This is a genomic window from Eubacterium sp. AF17-7 (assembly GCF_003461285.1).
GTDB classification, from domain to species: domain Bacteria; phylum Bacillota; class Clostridia; order Lachnospirales; family Lachnospiraceae; genus Eubacterium_U; species Eubacterium_U album.
In genome coordinates, this window is sequence record NZ_QTWU01000006.1 from 21,994 (window position 1) to 40,918 (window position 18,925).

The 18,925-nt window shown below is 29.3% G+C and carries 18 protein-coding genes and 1 riboswitch; all 18 genes read left to right on the forward strand.

Going from position 1 to position 18,925, the window contains the following annotated elements; all coding sequences use genetic code 11:
* Positions 1-295 precede the first annotated feature (295 nt).
* Positions 296-571 (forward strand): PqqD family protein, encoded by a 276-nt coding sequence (locus tag DWW96_RS07210; RefSeq protein ID WP_117909963.1) that lies wholly within the window; start codon positions 296-298, stop codon positions 569-571.
* Positions 564-1,244, forward strand: coding sequence for a signal peptidase I (locus DWW96_RS07215; RefSeq protein ID WP_117909964.1), 681 nt, complete (start codon positions 564-566; stop codon positions 1,242-1,244). The genes DWW96_RS07210 and DWW96_RS07215 overlap by 8 nt, the downstream gene beginning before the upstream one ends.
* Positions 1,245-1,247: 3 nt before the next feature.
* Positions 1,248-1,496: a hypothetical protein gene (locus DWW96_RS07220; RefSeq protein WP_117909965.1), complete on the forward strand. Its 249-nt coding sequence runs from the start codon at positions 1,248-1,250 to the stop codon at positions 1,494-1,496.
* Entirely contained in the window at positions 1,480-2,883 is a 1,404-nt protein-coding gene (locus DWW96_RS07225) for a radical SAM protein (RefSeq protein ID WP_117909966.1), read from the forward strand. The genes DWW96_RS07220 and DWW96_RS07225 overlap by 17 nt, the downstream gene beginning before the upstream one ends.
* Positions 2,884-3,464: 581 nt before the next feature.
* The gene (locus DWW96_RS07235) at positions 3,465-4,478 is read left to right on the forward strand and encodes a BtrH N-terminal domain-containing protein (protein WP_117909967.1); all 1,014 of its coding nucleotides are present in this window, start codon (positions 3,465-3,467) and stop codon (positions 4,476-4,478) included.
* 66 nt (positions 4,479-4,544) lie between these two features.
* Positions 4,545-6,161, forward strand: a complete 1,617-nt coding sequence (locus DWW96_RS07240; protein ID WP_117909968.1) for an ABC transporter ATP-binding protein — start codon at positions 4,545-4,547, stop codon at positions 6,159-6,161.
* A gap of 15 nt (positions 6,162-6,176) precedes the next feature.
* Positions 6,177-7,880 (forward strand): AMP-binding protein, encoded by a 1,704-nt coding sequence (locus tag DWW96_RS07245; RefSeq protein WP_158562662.1) that lies wholly within the window; start codon positions 6,177-6,179, stop codon positions 7,878-7,880.
* Between the two features lie 97 nt (positions 7,881-7,977).
* Positions 7,978-9,069 (forward strand): hypothetical protein, encoded by a 1,092-nt coding sequence (locus DWW96_RS07250; protein WP_117909970.1) that lies wholly within the window; start codon positions 7,978-7,980, stop codon positions 9,067-9,069.
* A gap of 282 nt (positions 9,070-9,351) precedes the next feature.
* On the forward strand, positions 9,352-9,909 hold the full coding sequence (locus tag DWW96_RS07255) for a hypothetical protein (protein ID WP_117909971.1): 558 nt from the start codon (positions 9,352-9,354) through the stop codon (positions 9,907-9,909).
* Between the two features lie 33 nt (positions 9,910-9,942).
* Positions 9,943-10,149: a PoNe immunity protein domain-containing protein gene (locus DWW96_RS07260; RefSeq protein WP_199522681.1), complete on the forward strand. Its 207-nt coding sequence runs from the start codon at positions 9,943-9,945 to the stop codon at positions 10,147-10,149.
* Between the two features lie 26 nt (positions 10,150-10,175).
* A complete protein-coding gene (locus tag DWW96_RS07265) occupies positions 10,176-10,715 on the forward strand; it encodes an SMI1/KNR4 family protein (RefSeq protein ID WP_117909973.1) in 540 nt (179 codons plus the stop codon).
* A 101-nt stretch (positions 10,716-10,816) separates the two neighbouring features.
* The gene (locus tag DWW96_RS13980; protein WP_158562663.1) at positions 10,817-10,969 is read left to right on the forward strand and encodes a hypothetical protein; all 153 of its coding nucleotides are present in this window, start codon (positions 10,817-10,819) and stop codon (positions 10,967-10,969) included.
* Between the two features lie 670 nt (positions 10,970-11,639).
* Entirely contained in the window at positions 11,640-12,182 is a 543-nt protein-coding gene (locus tag DWW96_RS07275) for an SMI1/KNR4 family protein (protein WP_022089252.1), read from the forward strand.
* Between the two features lie 87 nt (positions 12,183-12,269).
* The gene (locus tag DWW96_RS07280; RefSeq protein ID WP_117909975.1) at positions 12,270-12,950 is read left to right on the forward strand and encodes a PoNe immunity protein domain-containing protein; all 681 of its coding nucleotides are present in this window, start codon (positions 12,270-12,272) and stop codon (positions 12,948-12,950) included.
* Positions 12,951-13,152: 202 nt separating this feature from the next.
* Complete coding sequence (locus DWW96_RS07285) at positions 13,153-13,671, forward strand: GNAT family N-acetyltransferase (protein ID WP_117909976.1); 519 nt, start codon at positions 13,153-13,155, stop codon at positions 13,669-13,671.
* Positions 13,672-13,890: 219 nt separating this feature from the next.
* Entirely contained in the window at positions 13,891-14,343 is a 453-nt protein-coding gene (locus tag DWW96_RS07295; protein WP_022087961.1) for a GNAT family N-acetyltransferase, read from the forward strand.
* A 406-nt stretch (positions 14,344-14,749) separates the two neighbouring features.
* Positions 14,750-16,645, forward strand: coding sequence for an ABC transporter ATP-binding protein (locus tag DWW96_RS07305; RefSeq protein WP_117909977.1), 1,896 nt, complete (start codon positions 14,750-14,752; stop codon positions 16,643-16,645).
* A gap of 1 nt (position 16,646) precedes the next feature.
* Positions 16,647-18,482, forward strand: a complete 1,836-nt coding sequence (locus DWW96_RS07310) for an ABC transporter ATP-binding protein (protein WP_117909978.1) — start codon at positions 16,647-16,649, stop codon at positions 18,480-18,482.
* A gap of 213 nt (positions 18,483-18,695) precedes the next feature.
* Positions 18,696-18,882: riboswitch (cobalamin riboswitch) on the forward strand.
* Positions 18,883-18,925: the final 43 nt, after the last annotated feature.

Genomic DNA, 18,925 nt, shown 5'->3' on the forward strand with positions numbered 1-18,925 from the left:
TGAATTACGTAGCACCAATGATGGAAGAAGTAGAATTTACAGCTAGTGCAGATTGTGCATGTATGTGTTCAACAACATCAGGCTCGGGTTCAGGCTCTTGCTAATAATGTAATTATAAAATATATGTAAGGACAAATATGTAATTTTGATGCTGATACCAATTATTAACATATATTTAGAAGAAGTTATTTTTATATTTAATAAAAACAACTTCTTCTGTTAATAAAAGTAATGATTTTAATGAGAAATTCATGTTAGAAATAGAAAAGATTATGATTATAGGAGTTATTAAAATATGGAAAATCAAGTGAAGTTAAGTTCAAGTATAATAATTGATTGTGATGAAGAAACTAATAAAAAATATTTGATGAATATAGAGAATGGAAGCATATATAATTTGAATGATGTTGCATTTTTTATTGTTGATTCAATAAAGAATGAAAAGACTGTAGATGAATGTATTGAGGAATTAATTACATTGACAAATAACCAGGTGCCAAGAGAACAAATTATTGAAGATACCAATAAATACATAGATGAGTTGTTACTTGCAGGGATAGTTTATGAGTAAAAATGATATTAATAGTGTTCCAGTTGCTGTATTAAAGAAGTATGTTCAAATGCATAGTGTCAAATTTTGTATAAGTGGAAAATCTATGGAGCCTACCTTTCTTGAAGGCGATGAAGTATACGTCGAACACACAGAAACAATCAATGTGGGAGATATTATTTGTTTTCATAATCAAAAAAAATATGTGATTCATAGAGTGGTTTGTAATCAAAATGGTTTGATTTTGACAAAGGGAGATAATAACAACTATATAGATGCGTATAATCCTAATATTGAAATTGTAGGCTGCGTGAAAAAAAAAGAAAAAAAGATTGATAAGCCTCATATCATTTTTGTGTTTTGGGACAAAGAGGAATTTATTTCATGTAAGCACATTGGCGATAAATTAGGTGTAGAAATGATATATGGGGAAGAAATTTGTTCAGAAGGCTGTAATATAGCTATTTCTCCGTATTCAACAACAATCCTTAATAGAGAAATGATTAATAAATCAAAAGTTTATATTCACATTGGAATGCGAATAGCAGATTTTTGTCAAGAAGGATTTGTTTTAGATTCAAATTTTGATGAAGTAGCAAGAGGCGGAAGTTATCAATCGATGATAACATTAAGTAATGAAGAAAAGTTCGTTATTTTGACAAATCAAGTCAATTTATTAATAGAGGAGAGTTAACAAATGAGAGCAGATGAGGCAAGAAAAATAATATTATTATGTATAGAAATAATAACGGGTTTTGATTATTTATGGGAAGAGATAGATGGAAAGTCTTTTACGGAGATAGGTATGAGTTCTTTAGAAAGTGTTATGACATTAGTAGAGATAGAAAATAGAGTTGATTATGAGTTTGAAGATAGTTTATATTCAATCAACGAAATTGAAAAAATACTAACTGAAAAAGGGTGGAAATATGAAGGAATTAAATAATTGTTATATGTCCATTGTTGGAGTTGGCGATTCATATTATGCATTTGATGAGAATACTTATGAAATTCAAAAATTGAATGATAAATCTAAGGAAATATTTGAATATCTGATAGAAAACAGAGAATGGCCAAAAGATAATATGTCAGGTAGAGAACTCATTCAAATAGCAATGAGCATAAAAAAAGGAAATTTTTTTTCAGAAAATAAGAAAAAATATATTAATGGTCAGAATATAGAATCCTTTGTTGTGTCATTTCCGATTCAACATAAATGCAATTTAAGATGTAAATATTGTTTTGCACATGGTGGAGATGTATACGAAGGAACAAATAGGGAAATGCAAATACAAGTTATTGACAAATTTGTTGAGCGAATCAAAGAGAAAAACACAGTAAAAAAAATACGATTAGAATTTGTTAGCGGCGGGGAAAATTTTATAGATAAGAAAAAATATATAGAAATAGTTGATCATTTTAAAATGAGTATGGAAAAGAATGACATTGAGTTGAATATATTTACAGAAAGTAATGGAACATTATTAGATAGTGAAATTATTGATTATTTAGATAAGAATAATATTAGTTTAGGAATAAGTATTGATGGACCTAAGGGCATACATGATGAGATGAGATGTTATGTTGATGGTAGGGGGAGTTATAATACAATTATAGATAATTTAAATAAGTGCTATAGTAAAAGTAAAAAAAATATTTGGGTATTATCAGTGGTGACAAGCAATACAAAATCGTTGGCAGAGATTATTGAACATAACATGCTTTTAGGTGTAGATAGTATGGAATTGAGAATAGTTAGAGGCAGTGAAGAAAATGATTTTTGCCTATCTGAAAAAAATCTGCAACATTTTGTAGGACTTTATGAGGAACTTGTTAATTATTTTAAAGAAAAACCCGAAAGGATAAAAAATATATATAATAATTATGATTCTTTTGGTAAGATTCTTATGAGGTTAATAACTAAAAATAAGATAGTATATAGATGTCAGGCTGGAAAAAATAAATTTAGTATAACTGCGGATGGGGATATTTACCCTTGTGATAGCTTTGTTGGCATGAAAGGGATGAAAATAGGAAATGTTTATTACGATGAAGTAAATGAAGAGGTACTTCAGTATTTTAAAAAGAATACTGTATGGGATCATAAAAAATGTAATGCATGTAAATATAAGTACTTATGTGGGGGTGAATGTTATTATAATCGAATAATAACAAATTGTTCACATGGGCAGAATGAACTATATTGTAAATTGCAAAAGAAGTTGATTGAATTTGCTATTGATTTAACATATTACTTAAAAAATCAATGCAAAGAAGAATATTTATTGCTAGAAAAAATCGGAAAGATTCGAAATAGCCAAGAAATAAGGTGAGATTGTAAATTTCAAATTATTTCTGTGATACAATTTGGGCTACTGTTGAAATAGTGATTCTAGAAAGAAGAATAAAGGATAATGTCAAATGATCTATGAAAAAATGAGTCAAAGAAAAAGGCTCAAAATTGAACTTTAAAAATGTAAAAATATAAGTTATAGCGTGAGAACGCCACACTTGACAATATAAAAAGAAATGCTGCAGAGGTCGGTTACCGAAGGCGAAGATGACAAGAACAGTTAGAGCCTTCGGCTTGTTGCATATTTAGTATTGTTTGCTAAACAAGATAGATTACCAGTTGCCACTTGCCTGGCAAGTTGTCGGCATTTTTCAATTCGTAAACTTAGTTTAAAACGTTATAGTTATTATGTTGATGAGGTCTAAGGAAGTTGTAGTAGGCAACCCAAAGAGCAAGAGCGTACTTAAACCGTCGATGTTATCTAAACCTTTCTATACGTATGTTTGTGTTTAGCGATTCAATTATACCTTTTTTTGGGGGGATCACTTGGAAATATAGAAAAATATAAAGAAAATAAGGGGTGTCATTTGACACTACCTAATAAAGTAGGAGAGTGAATAGATGAAAAGATGCGAAATAGATAAAGAACGATTAGTGTATTATGATGAAATGCATTATTTTTGCTTGAAAAACTGTTTTAATAATTGTCTTATTTTGAATGGTGTTGAAGATAGTCTTTTAAGAATAAGGACTGGATTGGAATTTAAAATTAGGATAAATTATGATAAAACAAATTTTAATGTATTAAAACATACATTACTACTTCCTTTTTTTGACATGAATCAAGTTACATGCGGAATGGGTGATGATTCAGAAGAGATTTTTAATGATAATATAAGCAAAATACCAATAATAGTATTGGTAGATGTATATTATCTTCCGTATAGAAAAGAATATCATAAATATCATGCAAGTCACGCAGTTTTACTTGTCGGGTATGATGAAAGTATGGATTTTGTCGAAATCATTGACTGGTACGGACCATATTTTTACATAGGTGAAATACCATATGATGAATATTTAAACGCAAGGAATTCAGATAATCCTAATGATGTTAATCCGTTCAGTGGATTTAAGATAAACAATTATTGGTATAAAATAGGTGTGGAATGTAAAATTGATATCAAAAAAAATTTGATTGAAAATTTAAATGGATTACGAGGAGATAGAAAGTTAATAACAAATAATTCAGTAGTGGGAAAAGAAGCTGTTAATACAATAACTACAATTATGCAAAAAAAAATAGAGGTAGAAGATATTGAAATTAAGAGATTCTGTGGTACTTTGCATAATGAACTGTATATATTGTCAAGAGCTACAGAACTAAGTATTTTATATTATACAGAGATAAAAAAGAAGAATTCAAATATGATAGATGATAGGATTATACTTTTTGTTAAAAATATAAATGAATCATTCAAAAAGATGAATTATTGGTTGTTGAAAGGAAGTATCAAAAATAGTAGAGATTATCTGAAAAAGGTACTTACAAAATGGATTGAGTTTGAAAAAGAATATAATGCTATAGAGCAAGTGATTAATGATAATATCATTAATCTAGAGACTTGTTACTAAATATTTAAACGATTTATAGATAGAGTGTTAATAGGATAACTATTGGGAATAAAGAGAGATATTATTATGTTTGATGAATATAAAAAAGAGATGACAAGAAATTCGGCTAAACTCATTATAATTACGACAATTACATCGTTATTGATAGCTGTAACAAGTTTTATTGGTCCTTTATTAATTAAAGATTTTGTTGAATCATATCCAAAAGACAGGCAAATATTAAAACCGTTGCTTGTAATACTGTTGACGTATGTTGTATGTTATTTGTTTAAATTATTGTTAAGTTCCTTAAAAGGGAAAATGTCAATTAATTTTAAAACTAGAGAAACATGCCAGTTAATCTTGATGATGTTTAAAATGAGGTATGAAAAACTAATACAATTGGAGCCAACATATCTAGTTGAGAAAATTAATACTAGTGTGAATACTTTTTATCAATTATATTCTGATTCAATAGCTTCGTATATAGTTTCAATATTTACTATTATTGGATGCTTATGTTTTATGTTATGCATAAATGTTTGGATTGCAGTTATATTAATTGTCATCATTCCGCTAAATATCGCAGGATATAAACTTTTAAATAAAAGACTTCAAAAAATGTGCATTAGACTCCAAAATGTATGTGCAAAAAATTTTGCGGATATTCTTTCAATTACGTCAGCGGTTGATTATATAAAGCAGAGTCCAAATTACGAATTAATAATTAATTTTATTAAGAAAAAAACAAAAATAATACATAGTGAGAATGCTAATGTTGGTGTATATGCAGGGCTAATTAGTCTAACTTTGGGAGATATCATTAATATGATAAATAATTTATTGTACATATATGTTACAGTGTTAATGGTAAATGCCAAAATCAATTTAGCTGATTACATATTTATTACTATGGTTATTTCTATGTTTTTCCCAGCATTAAATAATATTGTTGGTGCAGGTATTAATTTGAGAGATATTAAAGGAGTTTATGAATTTGTTGAAAATGAGTTAATAAATAATATTGAAGAATCGGGTGAAGAAAGATGCGAAATGATTGAAAATGTATCCTTTGACATTCATGACATAGGGTATAACGATAAATTGTTGATTAAAAATGGACATTTTGATGTTAAACGTGGTGATATAGTTATGATCCAAGGAGAGTCAGGGAGTGGCAAAACAACGATAATGAAGGGGTTGGTTAAGCTGTTACATATAGATGGCATTTCCTTGAATGGAAAGGAATTGTCTGAGTATGACAATAATTCTGTAAGGGCTAAAATAGCCTTTTTTTCTCAAAATGTACCAATTATTACAGGAACAATAAAAGAGAATATTCTGTTGGGACAAAATGAAAAAAAATTAGATATAAACAAGTTAAAAAATAAACTGTTTATGAAGAAATTTTTTGATGAAAAAGAAGGATTAGATCACATAATATTAGAAAATGGAAGTAATTTATCTGGGGGAGACAAGCAGAAAATTGCGTTGGCTAGGTTGTATTTAGAACAACCAGATGTGATTATACTTGACGAAATAACGAGTTCAATTGATAAAGAATCTTCAGATGTTATTTTTGAAGATATTATCAATTCATTTAAGGAAAGTATTATTTTTGTTATAGCACATGATGATACAGTAAAAAAATATTGCAATCGTTTTATAAAAATTTTAAACAAAGAATGTATAGAGGTAGAATAATAAGGATATATGTTTATGGTAGTACATGAAAAATCAAAACTGATATATAAAAATAATATATTTGAAGCTAAAGATATACAGGATTATATCGATAATATAAAAAGCATTTTACTGACTAAAGATAATATTTTTGATAATGTGATAGCAATTGAAAGTGAAAAAAATCCAGAACTGATTTTTGCAATTTTTGCTCTGATGGATTTGAAAATTCCGTTTACTATAATTAATAGAAGTGTCCCAAAACAACGAAGAGAGTATATGAGAAAGAAAGCTGGGGTAAGTTATACGATAGTTACTGATCCGTATTATGGAACTAGTGATTCAAAAATTATAAAGCTAGATATAAATAGCATTAATAACAGTACAGGTTCAACAGGAAGAAATACAGTTAATTGTAATTATTGGAGTACAATAGCATATATTCTATTCACATCTGGAACGACGGGTTTTCCAAAAGGTGTGGAAGTAACTAGGGAAGGACTAGCAAATTTCATAGATTCAATTCCAAAGATAATTGAAGGATTAAATAATGGGAAAATAGCTTCGTTTACCAATAATATGTTTGACATTTTTTTTCTTGAATCAATTATGGCATTGTCTATTGGCATGGAAGTATATCTTCCGGACGAAACAATAAACAGAAATCCTGCGAAGTATGTGGAATTCTTGATTGCCAATGAGATAGATACACTACAGATTACTCCTTCTATGGTAAATATGTTAGAGATGTATGACTCAAGAATGGATTGGCTGAAAAATATTAAAATATTAATGATTGGAGGAGAGCCATTTCCAGAAAAAATTTTGACGAAATTGAGTAGTTTAAAAAATATTAGAATATACAATATGTATGGCCCTACGGAAACAACTATATGGTCTACAGTAGCAGAATTGACGGGTAAAGAAAAGGTGAATATTGGAAAACCAATAGCGAATACAGAAGTGAGTATACGTCATGATGATGGTAGCTTATCAAAAGCAGGCGAGATAGGGGAAATATGTATATCCGGGGTAGGTTTGGCTCGAGGATATGTTAATGATATTCCACTTACTCAAAGATTCTTTAAGAACAAAAACGGAAGTAGATATTATTGTACAGGTGATTTAGGTAAGTTAAATGATGATGGGTATCTAGAATATATTGGTCGTATTGATAACCAAGTTAAAATAAACGGATTTAGAATAGAACTTGAAGAAATTGAAAGTGTTATACTAAAGTATGATGGAATAAATGATGTTTGTGTATCGGTGAAAAAGACAGAAAGAAGTGAAAGTCTAGTCGCCTTTGTTGTAAAGTATGGAGTAGTAGATTTAGATAAATTAAAAGAATTTATGCGAAGATACTTACCTGAATATATGATACCATCTCAAATTGTGATTATAAGGGAAATGAAGTACACGCCTAATGGGAAAAAAGATAGGAAGTCCTTAATTGAAGGAATGGAGGACTTATTTGACACCCAAAATAATAGGGAGATGAAATGTGATAATAGATTGGAAAACTATATTGTTAATAAATTAGAATTTTATTTACAAGGAAAGTTTAATATGGCAGATACTTTTGAAAATATTGGTATAGATTCATTGGAATATGTTTCTTTAATTACAGAAATAGAAGATGAATTTGAGTGTGAAATACCAGATGATATGTTAGAGATAACTTTCTTTATTTCAGTTCAGGAAATGATTAATCAATTTCAGAAAATGTTTGGTCAATAATAGTTACTGAAATTGAAATTTTATAAAATTTTTTTGTTTTGAAACTTTTTTGTGGATAATATAGATAATTAGTTTTGGGAAAATGAGGATTTAGTATATGATAAATAATGATACAAATTTGTATGAGTATATTATAAAAAGATATGATGATGTTGATATAAAATCATTAGAAATAGGAATACCAATAATAAAGACATATCATAATTTAGCATTTCCGATGTCAATAATATGTTTCCAAGATGTTGTTAAAGGATGGTTTTTTTCAAATTTTATAAACGTATACGCATATTATAATGAGGAAGTTCATGATTTCAAAATTAACTATGATGTGCAGTACTATGAAGATGAAGTTTATTATTTACATAGAGAGAATATACAAATTAATACTATGGACAAATTGTCAAACAACATAATTGAAAAAATCATATTATTGATTGATTCAGAAAAGTATATTTGTCTATTTATAGATGAATATTATATAAATAATACTTTATCCACTGAAATATGTCATAACGAACATGAGTTATTAATATATGGTTATGATAAATGTAATAAAATACTTAAGTGTTTATTTTATGGAAACGACTTACATCTTAAAACTAGAGAGGTGACATTTGAAGAATTTGAGAAAGCATATTATTCAAAGTTTTTGAACAGAAAATTACCGATATTGTGCTATTCTTATTATGAACGAAATGCGTGGTTTCGCCCAGATTATTCAATCGATCCAAAATATATAAAACATTTACTAGTAAGTTACATTAATTCTATTAATTTTTTATATGATAGAAGGCATGTTAATCCTCTGAACTGTAGTCAGTTCAATAGTTATGGTATAAATGTATATGATAGTTTATGTAAATATTGTCGCAGAAAATGGGAGTTAAATGAAGAAATTGATTTGAGACAATTATATTTTATATATGAGAATAAAGTGATAATGAAAAAAAGATTATTATATATGTATAAAAACAGCTTACTACGTAGTGAAGAATGCATTCATCAATTTGAAAATGTGGTGAAAAATGCTAAGAAAATATTAAATATTGTTATAAAGTATAATTTGAATAGAAAAAAATATGAAAATGATTATGATAGAATAAATAATATAATTAACCAAATAAAAGAAATGAAAAAAAATGAAACTGATATAATAAACAATGTTATTAATAGTATTGTGTTGAATTGAATGTAATAGTGACGTAAGTAAGCGTCTCACACACTACTTAATCTTATATGATAAAATATCAAATAATTAAAAATCGCAGGGCTGCATATCTTTTCAATATGCAACTCTGCGATTTTTTGTTATATGCAGTCATTCCGTTATTATCCTCAAACTATCCTTTAGAATGGCTCACTCACGCTTAATTGCTAATGGAAAAGAACATAATATTACTGACGGATTACGAAATTTGTGGAGAAGGGAATACGAAAAATATAAAGATATTTTTCAAGAAGAAGTAATGAAATGACTATAAATAATTTTGTTTTGGATATAAAAAATCAAAGCGTAAGTTGGATATATGAAGGAAAAACAATAAAGGAAACTTTTGTAAATGCATATTTTGCATCTGTTGATAAGCAGAATAATTATGTGTATGTTGAATCTGGAAATAATTATTCTCAGGAACAAATTTATCATCTTTCATTTGATGGAAAACATATATTTGAAGTTGACAAATTGAAAAATACAATTAGCTGGTTGTATCAAAATAAATCAATCAAAATCAATTGTAAAAATATTGCAGATGCTCAAATTTATAAGGGGCAAATTGTGATAATAATAAGTGAGACATCAAATAATGTTGGAAAAAAACTACAAGGTTATGCTTTAGATGGAACACTTTTGTTTGAAAAAAAACCTCCTAAAGGATACAGTTTTGTGAATTTATCATCTTTTAGAAATCAGCCATCTGTAGTATGCGATGGAGGAAAAATAGATATTGATGTATATGGAAGAAATAAATGGCATTTTTCTATTGACATCAAAACGGGAGATATGATTAAAGAAAATTTTGCATATTAATTATTTTTCTGAATAATAAACAGTGAAGACAAGGTGGACAAACTCAAAGAATATGTAAAAAGATTCTGGTATAGAGAACATAGACAAGCCTTTTGGCATAATACGCACAACTTAAGCACTAACTGTTATTATGGATATTGGAGCTTTGAAGCAGGGGCTATAGCTAAAATACTTAAATTAGATGATTATGAATTAAAAGATATGAAATACTATCCATACGATTTGGTACATTACAAATAGGAAAAAGATTATTATTGGTGAGGAAAATGAGTAATTATAATGAAAGAATTAGAAAAATAATAGATAGTAGAGTTAATGAACTTCGAATTGTATCAGAAGAAATGGTTGAAAATTTTGCTAAAAAAAATGCAATCAAACTCTGTGATGATTATCGTTATTTTTTGCTGAATTATGGTAACAGTTATGTTAAGGAAGGTTATTATTTAAATATCAATAGTAATAATAAGTTATTAAAATATGAAATTGATTCTTTTTTTGGATTGAAAAAAGACGCTAATAATATAGAGGAACAAATCAGTTTTTATCAAACGATAATACCTGAAAACTTATTTCCGATAGCGGGAATTGCTGGTGGAGACTTAATTTGTCTGGATAAAGAAGTAGGCAATGTGTATATGTGGTTCCATGATAAAGAGAATCAAGTGTTATTATGTGCTAATGATTTTAAAGAATTGATAAGTAAATTTGAAGAAAATAATATTTGCGATGACAAAAAAGTTAAAAGAGTAACAATAAATGATAAGCTGGACTTAAAAATGAGGGAAATGGCAAAGAAATATAGGTAGGAAATGGTGCTATTGCATTAACGGAGGGAAATTGTACTATTCTTCCACTTAATCCTAAAGAAGAATATAAAGTTGATGGAAAAAAAGTTGATGAGTGGAAGATGGTATTAGTAAGCACAACGTTAGATAAAATAATAGGAGAAGTTGATTATTATGCTGCTATTAAAAAAATCAAGGCGGATGCATGCAAAAAGGGAAAGTCTATAATCGTAGATGGATTGTCTCTGGAAAAAATGATGGAACTTGCAAAATAATATAAAAACAATAATTCACCTAATTATATTGGTTGAGGTAAAGTATAAAAATGATAAAGTGACCAATGATGTATATGTGTATAAAGTGAATTATAAAGATTCAATTATAGACTATACATTATATTAGGAGAAAAGGTTAAAATACTTTAGAATACTGAATAATAGAGTAATTGGAGAAGGATATGAAAAAATTAAAAAAGGACTTATTATTGGTTTAATCCTTATAATTCTCGTAATAAGTGGGATGTTTCATTTTATTAGAATTAAAGAAATAACAAGATTTGAATGTAATCACATAATAAATAAACCCACATTTAGGTGTTGGACAAAAGAATCATTAATCAATTGGAGTAAAGATGCAGAAAAAAAGGGCATGTTCGATGTGAGTGAGTTGAAAAATGATTTGAAAGATATAGATGATAATCAAAGATTGATTGTATCGGTTGGACGGGAAATAAGTTTTTTTACAGAATAAGACCATTTAAACTAGTTAAAGTAAAGTATAAAAATGATAAAGTGACCAATTATGTATATGTGTATAAGGTGAACTACAAAGGTTCAATTATAGATTATACGGTATACTAGGAGTAAAAGAATGACCAAAATAGCTACTCTTTTACTAATTAACCATAGCAATAATGATGATATTGCAGGAGTAAGGGGAAAATAAATGTTAATAGCAAAATATGGTAATGGCTCTATTGAGCAAATAGAAGAATTTGAAATCAGAAATAAAATTTTATTGGAAGAGAACTATAAAAATTTTTTGCTTAAATATAACGGAGGGGATACTCCTAAGACAATTTTAATAAAGGGAAAAAGAAAAGAAATAGTTAGATGTTTATATGGAATTAACACTAAAAATAGCATAGAGGAACATATGAAAAATTTTGAAAGTAAAAGTTGTATGCCAATAGGAGAAGATACGTGGGGCAATTATTATGCTATTGGAGTTAAGGAAGATAATAAGGGGCAAATATTCTTCTGTGATCATGAGAAAGGCTATAAAGATATGAAAATTGCCGATTCAATAATAGAGTTTTTTTCAATGTGCAAAAGTGAAAAAATAGGTCATGTACGAACGATAGAGGAGCGGAAAAAAGCAGTAATAGCGGCAGAAAATTGGAGCAAAATCACTGAAAAAACAATTGAAGGATGGCAGAAAGAAATAGACAAATATGCCAATATAAACCAAGAAGAAGTACTGATATAGTAAGTTTAACTTAAATATATATGGAATGCATGATATCAGGGAGAAGAAGTAAACTACTAAATTATTAAAACAGTATTGGAGTAAAATATGAGAGATAAAATAATGCCTAAACAATATTTTGATAAATATATTGATAAACGAACTGAAATGCTATTGAAATACAATGCAGCATTTGAAAAAGGTGAGGTTAAAGAAGAAAGAGTAAAACCTGTAAAATATGCAATGAGCTTAATTGAAGAGTATATGTTGATTGCGAGATATTCGCGTGGGGATAACATTTGTGAAATAAAAGAAATGTACGAGAATATTTTTGAGAAATGGATATATGTATTTGAACCGGATAATTACAATCGGGCATTGAGAATGCTCTCGATAGGAATATGTCTTGAAACAGAAAAGAAGAATATAATAAGAGTTTACAATCTCCTTCAAAAAAGCAAAAAGGAGGATTGGTTACTTGAATTTTTGGCATGTACTTACATAGGTGAAGAATTTGATAATAATATAAAATTGTTATTCAAAAAAGAATATGAGAAGTTTAAAGATTTCATTGAAAATTCAAGAAATCCATCGGATTTAAAGCAAATATTAAAGAAAGGTTGGTATAATTCGCGGAGAGAAAACTATGATTCACATAATAGAAGCGATTATACATATTGCGGATATTGGAGTTTTGAGGCTGGTGCTATTGTAAAATTATTAGGTATTGATGACACTATATTAAAAGATATGAAATACTATCCATACGATTTGGTACATTACAAATAGGAAAATCTATAATGAGAAGATTGGTAAAGAAATAATTAATTTAATAATCAAAATAGGGGGAATACCAAGATGAAAAATGGAATTTAGAAGATGAAGATGATATAATGTGAGAAAATAAATTTGATATACAAAGCGGAATTGGTGTATTATAGAGGAGATATATAAATTCTAATAACAAAGGATTAGTGACGGAGGTATTATTGTGAAACTTAAGTTAGTAAAAGCAACAAATAAATATCGTAATAAAATCGTAGATATGTTGGATGAGTGGAATAATACTGGCGAAGAAATTATACCTTGTGTAATTGGTCGTTTAGATTATAGTGATTTTGATTACTATTGTAACAATCTGGAAGTAAAAGACACGAGTGAGGGCTTAGTTCCTGATTCTACGTTTTTTTGCTTAGATGAAGAACGAAACATTGTTGTAGGTGCTGTAAATATTAGACATTATTTAAACGAAGAGTTGTTATTAAATGGTGGACACATAGGAGATGGTGTTCGTCCATCAGAGAGAAGAAAAGGGATTGCAACAAAAATGATATCGTTGGCTTTGGACGAGTGTAGAAAGCTAGGAATAAATAAAGTTCTGATGGTTTGTGATAAAGGAAATATCGGTTCGGCTAAAAGTATTGAAAACAATGGAGGAATACTAGAAAACGAAGTTGTAGTTGATGGTGTTATGGAACAAAGATTTTGGATTGATTTGAATAAAATGTAAGTTGTAGAATTAGTGTAAAAGAGGCTATAGACTTTGCAAAAGAATGTATCATGTCAAAACAAAATATACCCAGAAACCATATCATTAGAAGACGGATTGAGAGATAGTGTTAAATGGTATTTGGAACATAGTACAGAGGTTAATAAGAAACCTTATTTTAAATATATAGATAAAAATTTGTAGAGATAAAGAAATTTGAAAAAGGATTATGGTGAAAAAATGAAAAATTACACGTATATTTCTTTAAGAGAAAAGCCAGAACTAAAAAATTGTGCAGCCGAATGGTTTCACAGTAAATGGGGAGTTCCAACAGAAGCTTATCTTGAATGTATGGAAGCTTATCTGAATAAGAAAACAGAATATGGTTGGTATATTTGCTTGGATGAAAATAAAATTGTAGGTGGGCTGGGAGTAATCGAGAACGATTTCCATGCTCGAAAAGATCTCACTCCGAATGTTTGTGCAGTCTACACAGAAGAGGAATATAGATGTCAGGGCATCTCAGGACATCTGCTTAATATGGTTGTAGAAGATTTAAAATCAAAAAACATAACACCTGTCTATTTGATTACAGACCATACCAGTTTCTATGAAAGATACGGTTGGGAATTTTTGTGCATGGTACAGGGAGATGGAGAACCCAATATGACCAGAATGTATATCCACCAATAGCTTTCAGTTTATCATACAAATGCTTTTGTGTTGCACGCAGTCATTTATAATTTCAACGTTGAAAAAGATGCCTATTTGTCTGAAAAGTTAACTATTGAGAGTAAAAAGTTGTCTTTTCAAAATATAAAGTTTGCTATTGAGAGTCAGAATTATAATGAACCAACGAAAAAACATATTAAAAATATATGAAGAAATTGAAACTAATCAGATATTTGGTGCTCCTGAGATAGAGAGTATTGAAATGTTCAACTTCAACGGCTAGGAATGTTATGAAAAAATTAAAAGAAATAGGTTTTGTTAAAGAAGTTAAAGGAAAAGGAAAGTATACTTTTATTTCTGATTTTAATTATGTGAAAATGAAAGTCGCAAAATTAAATTAGATGTAACATTAGTAAAGAGGAGACATATGAAAAAACAGAAGGAATATAGCTTTTTAAATAATTTTATTTATGCCCTGAATATTGAGAGAAAGAGTAACTTAAGACTGCTGGCAATTACATTAATTAAGCCTATAGGAGACATAGTGGGTACTTTGTTAAATTCATATGCTCCTAAATATGTGCTGTCATTTATTGAGGATGATTTGCCATTTAACACAATAATTATGTATACAGTAATTATTTGCTTAATAATGATGATTTTAGATGTTATCAGCACTACATGTTACAACAGTTTCGAGTTTGAATATCGAAAGACAGAAGGCTATGTTGAAAAGAAGAGAATGGACAAGTTATTTCATACTGACTTTAAAAACATGGAATCACCGGATTTTCTTGATTGTGCCCAAAGAGCAAAAACAGCATTGAACAGAGGCAAGGGATTTCATGGAGTTTTATACCAAAGTAGAAATTTTATTGCCCAGGGAACATTAATGATTTTGTCAGCGGCATTAATAGGAATCCAAAATATATTAATGATGATAATTTTCATTGTAATATCTTTTGGAATAGTAAAGATTTCATCTTTCTTTACAAAAAGAGATAAGATCAAGTTTTCAGATGCAATGGCACCAACATGGCGTAAAATGAATTACTTAGAGTCAACTACAAAGAATTTTGATTTTGCAAAAGATATCAGACTTTTTAATATGTCAAATGCATTTTTCAATCAGTTATCAGGTGTAAATGAAACATACAAAGAATTAAACAGGAAACATCACAACAGAATGGTTTTGTGGGAAGTAAGCCTTGGATCAGTATTGATTGTTCAGAAGATTCTTATGTACACATGGCTTGTTTACAATGTTGTTACAGGTGCGTATCAGATATCGGATTTTGTTCTTTATGTTGGACTTGTATCTACATTCCATGCGTCAGTAGGATATGTTAACTGGATTTATTCAGATATGAGAACTAATAGTCTTATGATTAATGATTACAGAAACTTTGTTGACTGGAAGGAAGACAGGGAAACAGCAGATGAAAAAGATGGTCACATTACAGAAATAAATCTTGATAAGTTTGAATTTAGATTTGAAAATGTAAGCTTTAAGTATCCGGGACACGATAATTATGTCTTAAAGAATGTTAATCTAACCATTAAGAATGGAGCGAAACTTGCGGTAGTTGGCGTTAACGGTGCCGGAAAAACTACTTTCATAAAACTTATGATGAAGTTGTACGAACCAAGTGAAGGAAGAATCCTTTTAAATGATGTTGACATAAAAGAATACAACAGGGAAGAATATTTTAAACTGTTTTCACCTGTATTCCAAAATGTGGAATGTTTTGCAATGCCAATCTATCAGAATATTTCATTTGCAGAGGAAGACAAAACTGATATGAATAAGATAAATGAGGTGCTGGAGCAAAGTGGTTTAAGTGAAAAAATCAATTCATACGAAAAGGGCATACATACTAATTTATTAAAAATTTTTGATAAAGAAGGAATTGATTTGTCAGGAGGGGAAAAACAGCGACTTGCCATGGCAAGGGCTTTGTATAAAGATGGAAAAGTTGTTATTTTGGACGAACCTACAGCAGCACTTGATGCGTTGGCAGAGGACAGAATGTATCGTGAATTTGAAAATATGATTTATGGAAAAACAGCAGTTTTTATTTCACACAGACTTGGAAGTACAAGGTTCTGCGACAAGATTGCAATGTTTGAAGATGGAACAATTGTTGAGGAAGGAACTCACGAAGAACTAATGGCTAAGAATGGAAAATATGCTTATATGTTTGGCATTCAGTCACAATATTATGATGAAAAACAAAAAAACAGCGATAATGTGGAAGATGCTGATTTAGAAATCAATGAAGGTGTAGAAGCATTAAAAGTTGAAATGGAGGGAGGACAGTAGTATGAAAAATAATAAAGATAATATCCGTTGCTTTAAGTTTTTTGGAAAATTTGCGTGGCAGAATGACAAGAAATATTATGCTTTTCTTATTTTAAACATAATTGTAAATTCACTGTCTCCCTTTGTAACAATTCTTGGAACCCAGTATCTTATTGATGAAATTGCAGATGAATCTAAGAGAAATATGTTTTGGATTGTGTTTTGGGTAGCTTTTATTTGTATTGGAAGTTTTATTTGTTCAAACCTTAAGAAGTGGACAGGAGAAAACATATCAAGAATTGGCGAAAAGTTTGACAGAATATTTAAAACCAATTTATGTATGAACTGCATTAAAATGAAGTTTAAAAATACAGAGGACACAGATGTTTTAGATATTATTAAAAATGCGGAAAGAGCATTAAATGAAACAGGACAGGTTAATGGTCTTATTACAGCACTGGCAAACATTATCACTAAGTTCTTTGTAGCACTTGGAGTTGTGGTTCTTGTTTGTACAAGAATTCCTTGGTTAATGATTCCTGTAATTATTTCTTTTGCGGTAAACTCTTATACCACATCGAAAGTAAACAAGGGCAGACGTAAGTTCTTCAAAGAAATGAGCAATGTGGAAAGAGGCAGTACATATTTTAATACTGAATTGCAGGAAAGCAGATATGCAAAGGACATTCGTCTTTATGACGCGTCAGAAATATTTGAAAAGAAATATGACGGCTATGTGGACAGAATATATGATACAAGTAAAAAATATTTCATGGGATTCTTGAAATATTGGAATGTAAATAATATATTTTATTCTGTAAGTGATATGACCATTTATATATTGCTGGTGGTAAATATTTTTAACAAAACCATTTCCATTGGCGAGTTTTCAAGTTTATTTCAGGCTACAGGCGAGTTTGCAAGTGCAATTAGAAACATAGTTAATTCATATCTTGAAATGAATTATACATCTTCAGTTTTAAAGTTCTATATTGATTTTGTTGAAAGTGTAGCTGTTGAAGACAATGAATTTGATAGTTCAGCAGCGGAAAACGGATTGTCAGACAATATAACTTTAGAAGAAACAGAAGATATTTTGGCAAACTTTGATAAGTGTGAAATTGAATTTAAGGATGTAAGTTTTAAATATCCAAACACAGAAAAGTATATTCTTAAAAACGTGTCTGCAACAATTAAGGCAGGAGAACATGTTGCCATTGTAGGACAAAATGGTGCCGGAAAGACAACCTTCATAAAGTTACTATGTCATTTATACGATAATTACGAAGGAAAAATATTAATAAATGGCAGGGAAGCCGGAGAGTACAGCTTTAGGGAATATATAAGATTGTTGTCTGTAGTATTTCAGGATTTCAGACTTTTTGCCTTTACAATTAAGGAAAACGTAACAGTTTTTGAGGATAAAAAAGTTGATTTAGATGAAATATACAAGATTGCAGGAATTGAGGATTGGATTAACAGCCTTGAAGAAAAAGATTCCACACATATTTATAAAATGTTTGTGGAAAACGGTGTTGAACCATCAGGCGGTCAGGCTCAGAAACTTGCTATTGCAAGAGCATTGTATAAGAATGCACCTATAGTTGTTCTTGACGAACCTACGGCAGCACTTGATCCTATTTCTGAATACGAAGTTTACAAGAACTTTGACAAACTGGTTCATGGGAAAACAGCAATTTACATTTCTCACAGACTATCATCATGCAGATTCTGCGATAGAATAATAGTCTTGGAGAATGGTTTAGTAGTTGAAGAGGGAAGCCATGAGGAATTAATGGAAAACGAAAAAGGTTTATACTTTAATATGTACAATGTTCAAGCACGACACTATAGTTAATAATTTAGACCATTTGAAGGAACAGAGGTAAAGTATAAAAATAACAAAGTGACCAATTATGTATATGTGTATAAAGCAAACTACAAAGGTTCAATTATAGACTATATGGTATATTAAGAGTAAAAGAGTGACCGAAATAGTCACTCTTTTACTAATTAACTATACAAAAGAATTGCATTATGTAAATAATAATGCTATCATAAAGACGATTTAAATTTCATATCAGTATATGGTTCGGCAGAATTATATTCGTGTCGATTAATAGGGAATTCGGTTAGAACCCGAAGCAGTCACCACTACTGTAATGCAGACAAGAAAGCAATATGCCACTGGGAAACTGGGAAGGCGCTTTCGAGGATGAAGCTGAGTCAGGAGACCTGCCATATATGCGGTTTAAATATATTTTCCGGGTGAGGAGGATGTGTTTTTTTTGTTGCCATTTT